The organism is Pseudomonas sp. 58(2021), assembly GCF_017491585.1.
GTDB lineage: Bacteria > Pseudomonadota > Gammaproteobacteria > Pseudomonadales > Pseudomonadaceae > Aquipseudomonas > Aquipseudomonas fluorescens_BT.
Genome location: NZ_JAFGYZ010000011.1, coordinates 1 through 16,358 on the forward strand (window position 1 = coordinate 1; position 16,358 = coordinate 16,358).

A 16,358-nucleotide genomic window follows, 5' to 3' on the forward strand; every position below is an offset into this window, starting at 1 on the left:
ACTATACCCAAGCACCCTCCCCGCCAACCCCAACGGAAAATGAATCACCCCATGCGCCGTTTCCGGCAACAAATGCACTTCAACCTCAGCCGCCCTACCCCAACGCTCAGCCAACTCAAACGTGTCATCCCTGAGCGGATCCAGCTCCGCGGCAAACATCAGCGCCGGCGGAAATCCGGTGAAGTCGCCGTACAACGGAGACAACGGCGCCTGCCGGCGTTCTTCATCGCTCAATCCCGGCGTGAGCATTTGCAGCGCCTCGACCATCCCTGGCCCATCCAGCAGCAAGGTCTCGGGCCCGGCGTTGCGTACGCTGGGGGTTCCGGTCAGGTCGTAGACGCCGTAGTACAGCAGCGCCCCGCTCACCCGTTTGAGCAAGTCCGGCCATTGTTTGAGTTGCAGCAGGGTCGCGGCGGCGAGGTGGCCGCCGGCCGACTCGCCCACGACGATGACGGGCAGGTTCGCAAACTCGCGGCAGTCATCGCTCAGCAGCCAGCGTGCCGCCGTGAGGCAGTCCTGCATGACGCCTTCGATCGGCGTCGAGACCACAAGCCGATAATCGACGGAGACCACGGCCACGTCGCAGGCTTTCACCATGGCGATGTTGAGGGGGTCGTTCATCTGCGCGTTGCCGATGACCCAGCCGCCGCCATGAAAATCCAGCACTACGCCTTTGGCCTTTGTCTTTGGCCGAATGATCCGCACCGGCACTGATGCGCCGTCGACGCCCACCACTTTGCGTTCGGCCTCGAGCCCGTGCTTGAGCAACTTTCTTGCGCCGCCCAATTGGCTGAGGCGCAACAGCAACTGAATCACTCGCGGCGTGATGCGATTGCGGATGCGAAAGCGCGGCAGACGGGCGAGCTTCCTGTTGAATGCGCGCAATTGCGCCAGCTCGTTTTCGTCTGCGGGCCAGTCCATTGATGTCTTCATTTCGTCCTTTTTATTCGCGGTTGTTGCGCAGAATGGAAAAATTCAACGCCGCCGCGACACACAGCCATGCCAGATAAGGGAACAGGATCAATCCGGTAATCACGTCCAGGCGCAAGGCCAACACCACCATCGCGGCGACCACCAGCCACAGCAGCGTGATGATCAGCATGCCGGCGAAGAGTCGATGCGCGCCGAAGAACACCGGCGTCCACAGGGTGTTCAATGCAATTTGCGCTGCCCACAAAGCGAGTACCGTTTCGCTGCCGGGCGTCAGGGTCAGACGATAGCCGACCCACGCGAGCAACAGGTAGATCGTTGTCCAGGCAACGGGAAACACCCAGTTGGGCGGTGTGAAGCGTGGTTTGACCAGCGATTCGTACCATGGGCCCGGTTGGAAAATCATCCCGGTGCTCGCTGCCGCACCGCAGGCCAACAGGAAAATTAGAAAGGTCATCGTCTGTCCTTGGCTGATATCAGCGCATTGGGTCTGTTCCTGCTTGGATGCCCGGAGCCACGTAAAAAGTTCATCGGCCGTTATCTCGCATCGCTGATAGGAATAGGCAATGCTCAAAGACTAACCGACATAGGTGGGCGCTTGTTCGATGGATACCATGGGCTGAAACCCATTCACCGGAGCCTGTCATGACCACCACCAAGACCCTTTTCATTACCGGCGTCAGCAGCGGCTTCGGCCATGCGCTGGCCAAGGAAGCACTCGCGGCCGGCCACCGCGTCATTGGCACCGTGCGCAAGGAAGCCGACTTGCACGCCTTTCAATCACTCTCCGTGGATAACGCTTACGGGGTGATGCTGGATGTCACGGACTTCGACCGGATCGATGAAGTCATCGCGCAGGTTGAAGCGACGCATGGCCCGGTCGATGTGTTGATCAACAATGCCGGTTACGGTCACGAAGGCCTCTTCGAAGAGGCGCCGCTGGAAGACATGCGCCGCCAGTTCGACGTGAACGTGTTCGGCGCCGTTGCCGTGATCAAGGCGTTCCTGCCCTTCTTTCGCAAGCGGCGGGCGGGCCATATTTTGAATATCACGTCCATGGGCGGCACGATCACAATGCCGGGAATCGCTTACTACTGCGGCAGCAAGTTTGCGCTTGAAGGCATCTCCGATACGCTGAGCAAAGAACTGGAGCCCTTCAATATCTTCGTGACTGCCGTCGCACCGGGTTCATTTCGAACCGACTGGGCCGGTCGCTCGATGCAGCGCACGCCGCGCAGCATTGCCGACTACGACGCCAGTTTCGATCCGGTGCGCAAGGCGCGTGAAGAAAAGAGCGGCAAGCAACTCGGCGATCCGCAAAAAGCGGCCCAGGCGATGTTGCAGATCATTGCCAGTCCGACCCCACCGACACACGTGCTCCTGGGCAGTGACGCGTTGCGCCTGGTGCGTGAAAAGCTCAAACACGCAAGCGACGAGATCGATCAGTGGGAAGCCTTGACCCGCTCCACCGACCACTGAGCGGCCAATAGAGAGAACGCAATGAAGCAGGCCGACGCAGACACCTCGCGCATGGTGCAGCTCATGAAAACCCTCGCACCAGTCGAGGGTTATAACCTCAGTGCACTTGAAGGCGTGCGTTTCCTGCGTTCGAACCGGCCACTGACCCGCACACCGGTGTTGTACGACCCGGGCATCGTGATTCTCTGTCAGGGCCAGAAACGCGGTTATCGGGGCGATGACGTCTACGTCTATGACGCTCAGCATTATCTGGTGGTGTCCGTGCCCATCCCCTTCACCATGGAAACCGATGCCACGGAGGCCGAGCCGATGCTCGCGATCTACATGCACCTCGACTTCCAGTTGGCCAGCGAGTTGATGCAGCAAGTGGATGACCTTCACGGCCCCAGCGACGCGCAGCCCAAAGGCATGTACGCCTCACCGATGGACGACAAGCTCCGCGCTTCGACGTTGCGTTTTCTCGAAGCGATGAGTATTCCGAGGGACGCGCAGATACTGGGGCCATCGCTGATGCGGGAAATCTACTACCGCATTCTGACCGGCGAGCAAGGCGGCTCGATGCGTGCCGCGCTCAATCGACAGGGTCATTTCGGCAAGGTGACTCGGGCGATCCGCAAGATCCACAGCAGCTACCAGGAGCGCCTGGACGTGGAGCAACTTGCGCACGAAGCGCGGATGAGCGTACCGAACTTTCACCTGCACTTTCGCAGCGTGACGGATACCTCTCCGATGCAATATCTGAAGTCGACACGTCTGCATCAGGCGCGGCTGTTGATGCTGCGCAACGCCATGACCGCTTCGGCAGCGGCGTTCAACGTGGGTTATGAAAGCGCCTCGCAATTCAGTCGCGAGTTCAAACGCTTCTTTGGCAGAACGCCGCAAGCGGAGATTGAGTGGATGAAGGCGACGTACGCCTTGCCTGCGCCGACTACGCCCTCGGAGTATGTTTCATCGCATTAGCTGGCAGGCTTTTCACGCTCGCCAGCCTTGCGCCGGCATACTTTCGCAAGCGTTCCAGATTCCAGCTCGCAACCGCAAATGGGTCAACCGGCTCGACACGGCAAGGGGCACGACGCAAAACGTTCAGACGCCCAGCAATCGCCGGGTGGTCGTCATCGCCGTGTCCAGCGACTGCCCGGTACGTTGCAGTTTGTTCAGCAAGCTCGCCCCCAGCCAAAGCTGATACAGGGTTTCCGCCAGTTGCCGGGCATCGCCGTCGGGCAGGCTTTGATCGGCCTGGCCCTGTTCGATGCAAACGGTGATGCGCGCCACCACGCGCTCGGCGCCATCACGCAAGGTCAGGCGCATGGCCTCGGACAGATCGGCCACCTCGGCACTGAGCTTCACCACCAGACACTCGTCACCGTGCCCTTCCAGCGTGCAGCGATCCTGCCAGCCCTGCCAGTAATCCATCAGTCGCTCGCGGGCACTCAGGCCGGGCAGTGTCAGGCGTCGCTCCATGTCGGCCAGGTAACAGACGAAGTAATCCTCGAGCAACGCCTGTCCGTACAGCTCTTTGGATTTGAAGTAGTGATAGAACGAGCCCTTGGGCACACCGGCGGTTTGCAGGATCTCGTTCAGGCCGACACTGGTGAAGCCCTTCTCGGCCATCATCCGGTGGCCGGTGTCGAGCAGGTGTTGGCGGGTGTCATCGTAGGTCGGTTTCATCGGGGCGCAGATTACCAGGCAATAGACCAGTCGTTTAACTCGAAGGAACGGGAGTTTGCCACACCGGTCCATGAAAAACATGCGGATAAAAAATTACTAGACGACTGGTCTAATTGGAAACTATGCTGCGCCCCGACAAACCTTTTCCCCGGTGTCGATCGTGTGCGAATCCCTCGCACAGCCACGACACCCGTCCCACCCAAGGTGCTCTATGAAAATCTTGATGGTTCTGACTTCCCACGATCAACTCGGCAACACCGGCAAGAAAACCGGCTTCTGGCTCGAAGAGTTCGCCGCCCCCTACTACGCCTTCAAGGACGCCGGCGCCGATATCACGCTGGTCTCGCCCGCCGGCGGCCAGCCACCGCTTGATCCGAAAAGCGACGAACCCGACGCCCAGACCGCCGAAACCGATCGATTCCGCAAGGATCCGGCGGCGCAACACGCGCTGGCGAACACCGGGCGCCTGGCCGATGTCAGCGCCGAAGATTTCGATGCGGTGTTTTATCCAGGTGGCCACGGCCCGCTCTGGGATCTGGCCGAAGACAAGCATTCCATCGCCCTGATCGAGGCCTTCGCCCGCAGCAACAAACCTCATGGTTTCGTCTGCCACGCCCCGGGTGTGCTGCGGCATGTGCTCGGCGCCGAGGGCAAGCCCTTGGTCAAGGACCGTGACGTCACCGGTTTCACCAATTCCGAAGAAGCAGCGGTCGGTCTGACGGATGTGGTGCCGTTCCTGGTCGAAAACGAGTTCCAGCGCCTCGGCGCCCGTTATTCCAAAGTCGCCGACTGGCAGGTGCACGTAGTGACTGACGGAAAACTGGTCACCGGTCAAAACCCAGCCAGCTCCGCCGCTGTCGCCGAAAAACTGTTGAAGCTGCTCGGCTGACTTTTCAGCCGTCATCAATCCGGACGCCGTGCGCGTTTTGCACGGCGTCTTTTTTTGGCCCGACAACTAGTCGACTGGTCTAATAAATCCCAATCAAGGTACATCCATGAATCACAGCAGTTTCTTCAAACCCGGCACTTTGGGTCGTCACACCCTGAAAAACCGCATCGTGCTGCCGCCCCTGACCCGCCAGCGCAGCACCCAACCGGGCAACATCGCCAACGCGTTGATGGCCGAGTATTACCAGCAACGCGCGGGCGCCGGTCTGCTGGTGACGGAAGGTACGCAGATCGAGCCGCGAGGCCAGGGTTACGCCTGGACGCCGGGCATTCATACCCCTGAGCAGATCGCCGGATGGCGCAAGGTCACCGAGGCCGTCCATGCCAGAGAGGGCGTGATCTTCGCCCAGCTCTGGCATGTGGGGCGCGTGTCCCATACAGCCCTGCAACCCGACGGTGCCGCACCGGTTTCAGCCTCTGCGGTGGCCACTGACCGGGTCAGCGTGTTCATCGAAACCGCACCCGGCGCCGGCGCCCTGGTGCCACCGTCCGCCCCTCGCGCACTGACCACCGATGAAGTTCAGGAACTGGTCCAGCTGTACATCCAGGCCGCGCGCAATGCCATGGAGGCAGGTTTTGACGGGATCGAACTGCACTGCGCCAACGGCTATCTGGTGAACCAGTTCATCTCGGCTCACAGTAATCTGCGCACCGACCAGTACGGCGGCTCGCTGCACAATCGCCTGCGCTTTTTGCGTGAAGTGGTGGCCGGGGTTGCCGAGTGCATCGGCCGAGAAAAAGTCGGTGTGCGTTTCGCCCCGCTGTTCACCACCACCGATGAAGCACGCACCTACCTGGGCATGGTCGAGGAAGATCCGCACACCACTTACATCGAAGCGATCAAGGTGCTGCAGGACGTGGGCATTGCCTATCTGTCCATCGCCGAAGCCGACTGGGACGATGCGCCGGCGATGCCACTCACGTTCCGCCAGGCAGTGCGCGACACCTTCAGCGGCGCGATCATTTACGCCGGGCGCTACACCGCAGAATCCGGTGCGCAGTTGCTCGATTCCGGGCTGGCGGATTTCGTGGCTTTTGGTCGCCCGTTCATGGCCAACCCGGACCTGCCGGCGCGCATCGCCAATGACTGGCCGCTGAATTCACTGAATCCGGCCACGGTCTACGGTGGCAATGCCGAAGGGTATGTGGACTACCCCGAGTACGCGTGATGATTGGCCACGACCGGTAAGACGCAACACCCGCCCGTTCAGCACCGCTCAAACTGGCTGTGGTGAACGGGCGCTGTCGCCGGGAACTATCCTTGCCATCCGGTTCCGCCCTGTGCTCTTCGCCTGGTACAGCGCCTGATCTGCCATCTCGATCAGAGCTTGCGCCACGCCCAGTTGCGGACCGGTCGCCGCGGTGACGCCGATACTGACCGTCACCCGACCGAACGGGCTCGCCGGATGAGCAATGTGCGCTTGCGTCAGTCGCTCCAGAATCAGTTGCGCCACGACCGTCGCTCCCTCGCCATCGGTGTCGGGCAGGATGATCGCCAACTCTTCTCCGCCATAACGTGCCACCAGATCCGACGGTCGCCGCACACATGCCTCAAGTACTTTCCCCACCTGGTGCAGGCAGGCGTCGCCGGCAACATGCCCCTGGGAATCGTTGAACAACTTGAAGTAGTCGATATCGATCATCAGCAAGGCCAGCGAGGCCCCGTCCCGTTGAGCCCGGCGCGCTTCCATGGCCAATGTTTCATCGAAACAGCGGCGATTGGCCAGGCCGGTCAGCGCATCCTTCATCGCCAGCAATTCCAGCTGCCGGTTTGAACCGAGCAACTGCTGTTGAGTGAGCCGCAACTCCCCTTCCACTTGGGTACGCCGACGTATATCGAGAATGAGAAACCAGCCGATCACGCCAGTGAGCCCCAGCAACGACGCGACCACCACCATCGACAGAAGCGCCTCCAGTCGCCACGCCGCCAATGCTTCGCGCTTGCCGAGCGCGACCGTGGTGATCAGCGGCAGCTTCTCACTCTTGCGAAACGCGTAGAGCCGCTCCACCCCGTCGAGGCTGGAAGTGTAGGACGCGGTGCCCACCGATTGGTCCACCAGGTACTTCGCATAAATGGGCGACTTGGAGAAATTGCGCCCCATGTCCTGTTCGCGGAAGGGATAGCGCACCAGCAGCGTTCCGTCGGTATAGGACAGACCGATGGCGCCTTCCTGCCCCACGTCGAGCTTGCCGAACAGTCGCAGAAAGTTTTCGACCCCCAGGGTGACCGCTACCACACCGGCGAATTCTCCGCTCGCGTCATTGAAGCGGCGGCTGACGGTAATCACCCACTCCTGATTCGAGCGGCTACGGATGGGCGGGCCGATGAAGGGCTCGCGAGAGGGATCGTCACGGTGATGAATGAAATAGTCCCGGTCACGGCTGTTGGCCCCGGCCGGAATCGGTCGGTTGGAGGACATCAGCCAGCGGCCGCGATTATCGTAGATGGTGATGCCACTGAGCTGCGGCATCAGCGGCAGCTGACGGTTGACCAGCGCATTCAATCGTTCGATCTGCGCAGGGCCGCTGCCCTCGGTTTCCAGACGCTCGACGAGCCCGAGCAAGAGCAGCGAGCTTTGCCGAACGATGCCTTCGGCATAGGTTGCCAGCGCCTGAGTCAGGTTCAACCCGTGGACGTTCACCTCGTCCAGGGCCCGCTCCCGAGAGCCCAGCACCTTCCAGATGGTCAGCGACGCCAGAGAGCAACCGATGATAAACAGCAACAGCATCACGAGGTGGGTATCACGCTTCACATCATTACCTTTTGGAAAGTCCGTTTTCCGTCACGGCCATTGTCGGACCGCGGCAACAACAGCGACCATATGTACAGGGCCGCGCAGGATACAAGCAGTCCATCGAAGGCGCAGCAACGGCGTGTCAGGCCCTCGATGAACTGTTCGCTGATCGGCCGGCTCGATGAACCGGACCCAACCAGACTTTTTTGCCGCTAGACGATTTTCAACGCCTTGAGAACGATCAGCGAACGCTCGGCAAACGCCTCGGCCTGTTCGGTCAGTTCGGCAATGTTTTCTTCAGCGGTGGTCAGCGCCTTGCCGTCCTTGAGCAAGCCCTCTCCCTGACCGCCGATGATGCCCCACGCCAGCAGTGCCCAGTCGGCCGGACGGGTCTTGCCTTGCTTGATCGAAATCAGGAACAACTGCTGGAAACGGCTGACCGTCACGCCACCGCCGGTGACCGGGCTGGCCAGCACCTGAATCTTGTGGTCGAACAGCGAGCGTCTGCACAGTTGCAGATTAAGGGTGGTGCAGCGTGCCTGCACCTGTTGCTCGGCCGCTTCGCTCTGGCACGGTGCCACGGCGCCCATCCCGATCAACACGTTAAGAGCCTGCTCCACATCGCCATAACTCAACGACGGCGAGGCCTCCAGCAAATGGCGCAGGGTTTTCGGCACATAGGCATCGTCCGCGAGCGCGTCCAGCACCGGACCGTAAATCTCGGCCTGCAACGTGGCCGAGCCCGCCGGACCGGTGACGCTGACCGCGACGCTGTCTGCCGTTTGCAACAGTACGAAACGGGTACTGAGCATGCGCTCGCGGTGTTCGAAGGCGGACAACCGGTTGGCGCCGCGCACGTAAAGGTCCCGGCGGAAGTTCTGATTGACGAAGTAATCACGCGCCTGCTCACGCATGACCGGATGCTCGATGCCTTCCAGAAATTCCATGCCTTCGGCGCTCAGGTTAAGCAGGTCTACCGAGTCCAGCGGCACAGCCGTCGTGGCGTAGTCGAGTTTGGCAGGAGCCAGGGCATCGACCACGTCAGTGAAGTACATGCAATTCCAGTCGCGGTTGAAGTATTCATGGGCGACGTACTGGCGATTCTGACCCTTGATGCTCTGGAGCTTGGCATCCAGATTCGGTGCCGAATTGGCGTAGTTGGGGTTGGCGGCCAGCAAGGCTTCGGAGAACTGCAGCGCGGCGTCGATACGCTGGTCCGGCCGGGCCGAGGCTTGCGAAGCAAAACGGTCATGCAGACTGAACAACTGACGCAGTGGCGCCAGCGGCGACCAGCCCGGGAAGCAGTTGTAGCTGATGTACACATGACCGCCCGGCTTGAGGTGACGACGGACAAACTCGACGATCAGCTTGTGATTGTCACGGCTGACCCAGGTCCAGATGCCATGCAGGCTGATGCTGTCGAACTGCGGCAGGTCATGGCGGGCCAACAGTTGCTCGAAACTGTCGTCATACAGCCGCGCATCGCTGCCCCAGTCATTCGCAAGCCCGATGGCATGGACCGCCTGGCCCGGATGGAAATCGGTGCCGACGTAGCTCCCCGGATTGCCCGCCGCGTGAATGTTGATCGACACACCCTGACCGAAACCCAGTTCGCAGTGATAACCGTCGGTATTCTCCAGCGTGGCAAAACCCCGCAGCAACAAACAATAGCGCTGGAAAACCGGATTGATCTCGCGGCTATAGCCGTAGGTGTAGCCTTCGTCCGTGAAATAACCTTCGTTCCAGGCATTGCTCATGCGTGACACCCTTTTTATATCGAAAGTAAAAGTCGATCTTATAAGGGGTAGCCAGGACCAATCACAAGCGGAAAAGCGACACCCCGCAGCCAGGCTGCGTCTATCAGCCGATCACTCGTGCATACACCGCCCGGTCGATGTTGCCCCCGGACAAAATCACCCCCACCCTTTTGCCCCGCATCCTGTCCCGCTCCTGCATCAACGCCGCCAGTGCCGCGGCGCCGGCGCCTTCTGCGAGGTTGTGGGTGTCGGTGTAATACACGCGCATGGCTTCAGCGATTTCGTCCTCGCTGACCGCGACGATCCTTGTTGCGCCGGCGCCGTAGACTTCGAACGCCTCGGCAATCGGCTTGCGCACGGCCAGCCCGTCGGCAAAGGTATTGGCGGAGGCGGTCTCGCAGATCGTTTTCGCCTCGAAAGACAACTTGGCAGCTGCCGCTTCCGTGGAGACCACCCCCACGACCTGGGTATCCAGACCCAGTGCATCACGAGCGGCGATCACGCCACAAATGCCCGAGCCGCAACCGATCGGCACGTAGAGGGTGTGCAGATCCGGCGCCGCGTTGAGCAGTTCCAGCGCATAGGTCGCTACCCCTTTGACCAGCTCGGTGTGGAAGGGCGGTACCAGGTAGAGCCCATGTTCCAGCGCCAGGCGCGCCGCTTCCTCACGGGCCTCATCGAAATCGCGCCCGAACTCGACCACCTCGCCACCGAATCCGCGCATGGCGTTGTTCTTCTCCAGCGAATTGCCCTTCGGCACCACGATCAACGCCCTCAATCCGACGGCACTGGCCGCCAGTGCCAGGCTCTGCCCGTGATTGCCGCGCGTGGCCGAGACGATACCCTTGACGTTCGGGTGTTCGCGGCGCAGCCAGTGCATGAAGGTAATGCCGCCGCGCACCTTGAACGCGCCGGTGGGTGTGTGGTTTTCGTGCTTGACCCACACCGTGCAGCCCAGCCGTTCGGTCAGCAGCGGCCAGCGATACTGGGCGGTGGCCGGCATCACCTGGTAAACCTGGCGGGCAGCCTGTTCGATGTCTTCGCGAGTGAGGGTGTGCATGGAACGTCTCCTTGGGCTTTGCTCCAGTCTAGGCACGTGCCCTGCCAGTCGGCTTTCAAAAAACTGACCTGACTTTTGCGTCGGCTCTTCACTACTATGGCGTTCATGAGCCCTCGCAACCGCCCACCATCACCCGTCGCCCCGGAACCGGTCCGTCGTATCGAGGCTGGCCCGTGGGCGATCGAATTGCTGCCCGGCGCCGCCTACGCAACCCGCTATGTGGCGGCACAGTCGGCAATCGGTTTTGCCTTCGACAGCCAACGCGGCGTGCACGCCATCGGCAGCGACCGGGTGCGCCCCTTTGATGCCATGCCCAATAGTCTGGCGTTCGTCCCCGTCGACTGTGATGTGATGTCCGAGTCACCCATGGGCGGTGAATACCTGCGGGTCATCCGCACCGACGGCACCACGCTGTCGGGCGAGCAGGTGTTCAACAATCGCATCGACCCGCAGGCCATTCACCTCGCCTCACGAATGCGCCGCGCCTTTTTGAAAGCCTCAGTGGACGATGACTGGGAAACCTGGGCGCTCGCCTTGGCCGAGCGCACCGAAGGCAAAGACACGCCGTCGCCCCAAGGCTCGATGACCGGCAGCCGAATGCGCCTGCTCGACGAGTTCATCGACGCCGGCCTCGACGGTCCGCTCGGCATTCACACCATGGCGCAAATGCTTGAACTGTCCGAAGGCTATTTCATGCGCGCCTTCAAGCAGGCCACTGGCAAAAGTCCCCATAGCTATCTGATTGATCGACGCCTGGCCCGGGCCCGTGCATTGATGCGCGACTCCCGCGCCAGCCTGTCGGAAATCGCCCTCGCCTGCGGTTTCAATTCCCAGGCGCACATGACCAGCGCGTTCAAGCAGCGACTGGGCGTGAGTCCGGCGCAATTGCGCAGATAGCGGACATCGATATAGCCTCAAGCAAGATCCATATTCTAAAAACGAAGTACAAACTATTTTTATAGTGCGTTTTAATCTATTCAGATTTTTTCTGACTGGAGCACCGCACGTGAAGACCCCGGCACTTTTGACCCTCGGCCTGGCGCTGGTCGCCAGTTGTTCTGTCGCTTTCGCGGGGCCCATTCTTGATCGCGTCACGCAAAAGGGTGAGCTGACCGGCGTCCTGATGGAAAGCTACCCGCCCTTCTCTTTTCTCAATGACCAGAACCAACTCGACGGCTTCGATGTGGATGTCGCCAAGGCTGTCGCCGAACGTCTCGGGGTCAAGCTGAAACTCGAAACCCCGTCCTGGGACGTGATTGCCGCCGGGCACTGGAACGGTCGCTACGACATCTGCGTGTGCTCGATGACACCGAGCAAGGCGCGGGCTGAAGTGTTCGACTTCCCCGTGGAGTATTACCAGTCACCGGCAGTGATCGTGGTCAATGCAAAGGACAAGGACATCGTCACGGGCAAGGACTTGTCCGGCAAAAAAGTCGGCGTGATCAGTGCGTCGACTTATGAGGCCTACCTGAACAAGAATCTGGTCATCGAAGGCGCCGAGGACAAGCCCTTGAGCTATCCGTTCGACAGTGTCCAGATCGCGCCGTATGACAACGAAACCGTCGCCTTCCAGGATCTGGCACTGGGCACCGGCGTGCGCCTGGATGCCATGGTCACCAACCTCATCACCGCCCGTGAACGCATCGCCCAGGACCCGCGCTTCAAGATTGCCGGAGATCCACTGTATGCCGAGCCGAACGTGGTAGCGGTCGAAAAAGGCGATCAGCAATGGAATGCGAAAGTCACCGAGGTCATCGCGCAACTCAAGACTGACGGCACGTTGAGCAAAATATCCAGGAAGTGGATCGGTTCCGATATCAGCCAATGACAGCTCTCAATCCTCATCCGGCCAAAACCACTGTCACCCCGGAAAAACAGCCACAACTGATACGTCAGCTGTTCGGCTTTCGCACTCGCCTGTATCTGACGTGGGCGGTGCTGTTCGGCTTGTGCGTGCTGTTTTTCATGCGCTTCGATCTGAAGTTTTCGATCATTCTGGAAAAGTGGCCGAACCTCGTCGGCCTGCATCTGGGGCCGAACGGCTTTTTGCAGGGCGCCGCGCTGACGATTTTCCTGTGCTTGTGCTCGATCTGGTTTTCGTTGCTGCTGGGTTTCGTCACGGCGCTTGCGCGCCTGTCGCGCAGCGCTGTGGCGTTCGGTATCGCGAGTTTCTACGCCTCGTTCTTTCGCGGTACGCCGCTGCTGATTCAGATCCTGTTGATCTACCTGGGCCTGCCGCAACTGGGGATCGTGCCGGGCGCCATCAGTGCCGGGATCATTGCCCTCTCGCTCAACTACGGTGCGTATCTCAGCGAAATCTTTCGCGCCGGCATCCTCGCGGTTGCACCGGGGCAGCGTGAAGCGGCAGCTGCGCTGGGTCTGAGACCGGCAGCGACATTCGTGCACATCATTCTGCCGCAAGCCATGCGCACGATCATTCCACCGACCACCAGCCAGTTCATTTCGATGCTCAAGGATTCATCGTTGATCTCGGTCATGGGCGTTTGGGAAGTGATGTTCCTGGCGCAGTCGTACGGGCGCTCGTCCTACCGCTACATCGAAATGCTCACCACCGCAGCGGTCATCTATTGGCTGTTGTCCATCGGTCTCGAACTGATCCAGCATCGCCTCGAACGCCATTACGGCAGAGGCTTCAAGCATCAGCGATGAGCTACTCCGTTCAATGATTTCTTGCAGGAACCAAGATGTCCGATCCTAAACCTCTGCTGTTTGCGCTCTATGAACAAGCCAGTGTCGGGTGCGGCGGTGCGCCGAGCCTCTGGACGCACCCGGCTGACGAACGACTGGCGATCAACTCGCTGGGCTATTGGTCGAACCTGGCCCGGATTGCCGATCAGGCTCACCTGGACATGCTGTTCTTTGGTGATGTGCTGGGCTTCTACGATGTGTTCGGCGGCAATGTCGATGCGGCCATGAAATGGGCCGTGGAAGCGCCGGCCAACGATCCGCTGATGATCATTCCGGCGCTGGCTGCCGTGACGGAAAACCTCGCGTTTGGCGTCACCGTGACCACCAGCTATGAACATCCGTTTACCCATGCCCGGCGCTTCAGCACGCTGGATCACCTGACCAATGGCCGGGTCGGCTGGAATATCGTCACGTCTTACCTGTCGAGTGCAGCGCGCAATTTCGGGCTGGAAAAAATGATCAGACACGATGATCGCTACGAGCGCGCCGAAGAGTTTCTCGATGTGGCCTACAAGCTCTGGGAAGGCAGTTGGGCCGACGACGCCGTGGTCGCCGACAAGGCCCGCCAGCTCTATGCCAGAGGCGACCGGGTGCGCCCGATCAATCACGAAGGCACGCATTATCGGGTGGCCGGCCCGCATTTGACCTCTCCCTCGCCACAACGCACGCCGTTGCTGATCCAGGCGGGCTGGTCGGGGCGCGGTCGCGAGTTTGCGGCCAAGCATGCCGAGCTGATCTTCATTGCCAAATCCAACCCTCAGGAAATCCGTCAGGGCCTGGAAGATATCTGGGCCAAGGCCCAGGCACGCGGCCGTCAGCGTGAAGATGTGAAGTCACTGACGGTGTTGCGCATCGTCACCGCCAAAACCGAAATCGAGGCCCAGCGCAAATACGACGAGTTGCAAAGCAACTATCACTTGCAGGCACAACTGGTCAGCTACGCCGGTGACACCGGCATCGATATCAGCCGCTACGCCGACGGCGATGCGCTCTCGACACACACCGAAGGCCTGACCTCTTACGTGATGCGCCCCGATGGCAGCGGCAAGCCGCTGACCGCGGGCGACGTCAAACAGCGCTTTGCCAGCGTCACTCGCGGCACTGACCTGATTCTGGTCGGCACACCGCAACAGGTCGCTGATCGCATCGAAGAACACGCGCGGATTTCCGGCACCAGCGGCTATATGCTCAATCCGCTGATCAGCCCTGGGAGCCTTGAAGACTTCGTCGAACTGATCATTCCCGAGTTGCAGAAGCGCGGTTTGTATCGCACCGAACCTCAGCGCGGAACGTTTCGTTCAAGGCTGCGCGACGATGGCTCGAGTCACTTGCCGGCCTCGGCCTATGGGGCATCGTTTCGTTTCGACCGAGCGCTGTAACCACTTTCGCCATCGGTAAAAAACGAAATCAGTGGTGAATTTTTTCGTGTCCACTTGTATCTGATCTGGAAGAAGCCGTGCCATCAAAGAGATGGCATCGACCAAGGTGAACCGCTCTGGCCCTCGCCTCTTAGGGCCATTCGGTTTGCACAAAGACAGATCAGATGCAGAGTGAATCCCATGGAATCAAAGGAAAGCGTCAGCCCGATCGGACTGAAAGACATCACCATTGTCGACGACGCCAAGATGCGCAAGGCCATCACGGCTGCGGCGCTGGGCAACGCGATGGAGTGGTTCGACTTCGGCGTCTACGGCTTCGTTGCCTATGTGCTGGGCAAGGTTTTCTTCCCCGGCGCCGATCCCGGCGTGCAGATGATCGCGGCACTGGCGACATTCTCGGTACCGTTCCTGATCCGGCCGCTGGGCGGGCTGTTCTTCGGTGCGCTGGGGGACAAGTACGGACGACAGAAAGTCCTCGCAGCGACCATCGTGATCATGTCGCTCAGCACCTTTGCCATCGGGCTGATTCCGTCCTATGCCTCGATCGGCATCTGGGCGCCGATACTCCTGCTGCTGGCGAAAATGGCTCAGGGCTTTTCGGTCGGAGGCGAGTACACCGGCGCTTCGATCTTCGTCGCCGAATACGCGCCGGATCGCAAACGCGGCTTCCTTGGCAGTTGGCTGGACTTCGGTTCCATCGCCGGTTTCGTCCTCGGCGCCGGCGTGGTGGTACTGATTTCCGCGATCATCGGTGAAGAAAAATTCCAGGAATGGGGCTGGCGCCTGCCCTTCTTCCTCGCCCTGCCGTTGGGCATGATCGGTCTTTACCTGCGCCATGCGCTCGAAGAGACGCCGGCGTTTCAGCAGCATGTCGAGAAGCTTGAACAAGGTGACCGCGAAGGTCTGGCCGGCGGCCCGAAAGTGTCGTTCAAGGAAGTCGCGACCAAACACTGGCGCAGCCTGATGACCTGCATCGGTGTGGTGGCCGCCACCAACGTCACCTATTACATGCTGTTGACCTACATGCCGAGCTACCTCTCGCACAACCTGCATTACAGCGAAAATCGCGGGGTGCTGATCATCATCGCAATCATGGTCGGCATGCTGTTCGTGCAACCTGCCATCGGTTTCATCAGCGACAAGATCGGCCGTCGCCCCTTCATCATCTTCGGCAGCATCGGTCTGTTCATCCTCGCCATTCCAGCGTTCATGCTGATCAACAGCGGCAAGATCGGCCTGATCTTTTCCGGCCTGCTGATATTGGCCGTGGTGCTCAACTTTTTCATTGGCGTCATGGCCTCTACGCTGCCGGCGATGTTTCCGACTCACATCCGCTACAGCGCGCTGGCCAGTGCGTTCAACGTCTCGGTGCTGATCGCCGGTGTGACGCCGACCGTCGTGGCCTGGCTGGTGGAGAGTACCCAGAATCTGTACATGCCGGCCTATTACCTGATGGTGACTGCCGTCGTCGGGCTGATCACCGGTGTGACCATGAAAGAAACCGCCAACAAACCGCTACGCGGCGCAGCCCCTGCAGCCTCCGATATCGAGGAAGCCAAGGAGCTGCTGCAAGAACATCACGACAACATCGAACAGAAGATCGAAGACATCGACGCCGAAATCGCCGAACTGGAAGCCAAGCGCGAACACCTGGTGCAGCAGCATCCGCGGATCGAATAACGATATGAAGAGT

General features: G+C 60.3%; 15 protein-coding genes. 9 read left to right on the forward strand and 6 right to left on the reverse strand.

Annotation, left to right across the window (positions count from 1 at the left end; all coding sequences use genetic code 11):
* Positions 1-933: alpha/beta hydrolase (locus tag J5M72_RS14285; RefSeq protein ID WP_207865961.1), on the reverse strand; the 933-nt coding region annotated here is incomplete at its 3' end.
* A 10-nt stretch (positions 934-943) separates the two neighbouring features.
* Entirely contained in the window at positions 944-1,387 is a 444-nt protein-coding gene (locus J5M72_RS14290; protein WP_207865964.1) for a TspO/MBR family protein, read from the reverse strand.
* A gap of 188 nt (positions 1,388-1,575) precedes the next feature.
* Between J5M72_RS14290 and J5M72_RS14295 the strand changes: the two genes are divergently transcribed.
* Together J5M72_RS14295 and J5M72_RS14300 are read left to right on the forward strand one after the other, a co-directional pair.
* Positions 1,576-2,409: an oxidoreductase gene (locus tag J5M72_RS14295; RefSeq protein WP_207865965.1), complete on the forward strand. Its 834-nt coding sequence runs from the start codon at positions 1,576-1,578 to the stop codon at positions 2,407-2,409.
* A gap of 21 nt (positions 2,410-2,430) precedes the next feature.
* Positions 2,431-3,369 (forward strand): AraC family transcriptional regulator, encoded by a 939-nt coding sequence (locus J5M72_RS14300; protein WP_207865967.1) that lies wholly within the window; start codon positions 2,431-2,433, stop codon positions 3,367-3,369.
* Positions 3,370-3,492: 123 nt separating this feature from the next.
* Here the strand turns inward: J5M72_RS14300 and J5M72_RS14305 are convergent, their stop codons facing one another.
* Positions 3,493-4,077: a TetR/AcrR family transcriptional regulator gene (locus J5M72_RS14305; RefSeq protein ID WP_207865969.1), complete on the reverse strand. Its 585-nt coding sequence runs from the start codon at positions 4,075-4,077 to the stop codon at positions 3,493-3,495.
* Positions 4,078-4,288: 211 nt separating this feature from the next.
* On the opposite strand from J5M72_RS14305, the gene J5M72_RS14310 reads away from it, so the two are divergent.
* Together J5M72_RS14310 and J5M72_RS14315 are read left to right on the forward strand one after the other, a co-directional pair.
* Positions 4,289-4,966 (forward strand): type 1 glutamine amidotransferase domain-containing protein, encoded by a 678-nt coding sequence (locus J5M72_RS14310; protein WP_169429940.1) that lies wholly within the window; start codon positions 4,289-4,291, stop codon positions 4,964-4,966.
* A 106-nt stretch (positions 4,967-5,072) separates the two neighbouring features.
* On the forward strand, positions 5,073-6,194 hold the full coding sequence (locus J5M72_RS14315) for an alkene reductase (protein ID WP_169429939.1): 1,122 nt from the start codon (positions 5,073-5,075) through the stop codon (positions 6,192-6,194).
* A 48-nt stretch (positions 6,195-6,242) separates the two neighbouring features.
* Here the strand turns inward: J5M72_RS14315 and J5M72_RS14320 are convergent, their stop codons facing one another.
* From J5M72_RS14320 to J5M72_RS14330, 3 genes are all read right to left on the reverse strand, one after another.
* Positions 6,243-7,778, reverse strand: coding sequence for a GGDEF domain-containing protein (locus tag J5M72_RS14320; protein ID WP_207865971.1), 1,536 nt, complete (start codon positions 7,776-7,778; stop codon positions 6,243-6,245).
* A gap of 194 nt (positions 7,779-7,972) precedes the next feature.
* A complete protein-coding gene (locus J5M72_RS14325; protein WP_207865973.1) occupies positions 7,973-9,517 on the reverse strand; it encodes a class I SAM-dependent methyltransferase in 1,545 nt (514 codons plus the stop codon).
* A 103-nt stretch (positions 9,518-9,620) separates the two neighbouring features.
* Positions 9,621-10,577 (reverse strand): threonine dehydratase, encoded by a 957-nt coding sequence (locus tag J5M72_RS14330; protein ID WP_207865974.1) that lies wholly within the window; start codon positions 10,575-10,577, stop codon positions 9,621-9,623.
* Positions 10,578-10,673: 96 nt separating this feature from the next.
* Between J5M72_RS14330 and J5M72_RS14335 the strand changes: the two genes are divergently transcribed.
* The 5 genes from J5M72_RS14335 to proP all read left to right on the forward strand — a co-directional run bounded on the left by J5M72_RS14335 (position 10,674) and on the right by proP (position 16,345).
* Positions 10,674-11,474: an AraC family transcriptional regulator gene (locus J5M72_RS14335; protein WP_169429935.1), complete on the forward strand. Its 801-nt coding sequence runs from the start codon at positions 10,674-10,676 to the stop codon at positions 11,472-11,474.
* Between the two features lie 109 nt (positions 11,475-11,583).
* A complete protein-coding gene (locus J5M72_RS14340) occupies positions 11,584-12,405 on the forward strand; it encodes an ABC transporter substrate-binding protein (protein WP_169429934.1) in 822 nt (273 codons plus the stop codon).
* A complete protein-coding gene (locus J5M72_RS14345; protein ID WP_169429933.1) occupies positions 12,402-13,247 on the forward strand; it encodes an amino acid ABC transporter permease in 846 nt (281 codons plus the stop codon). Before J5M72_RS14340 ends, J5M72_RS14345 begins: the two co-directional genes overlap by 4 nt.
* Before the next feature lie 35 nt (positions 13,248-13,282).
* Positions 13,283-14,665, forward strand: a complete 1,383-nt coding sequence (locus tag J5M72_RS14350) for an LLM class flavin-dependent oxidoreductase (RefSeq protein ID WP_207865976.1) — start codon at positions 13,283-13,285, stop codon at positions 14,663-14,665.
* Between the two features lie 180 nt (positions 14,666-14,845).
* Positions 14,846-16,345: a glycine betaine/L-proline transporter ProP gene (proP, locus tag J5M72_RS14355; RefSeq protein ID WP_207865978.1), complete on the forward strand. Its 1,500-nt coding sequence runs from the start codon at positions 14,846-14,848 to the stop codon at positions 16,343-16,345.
* The last annotated feature ends 13 nt before the right edge of the window (positions 16,346-16,358 follow it).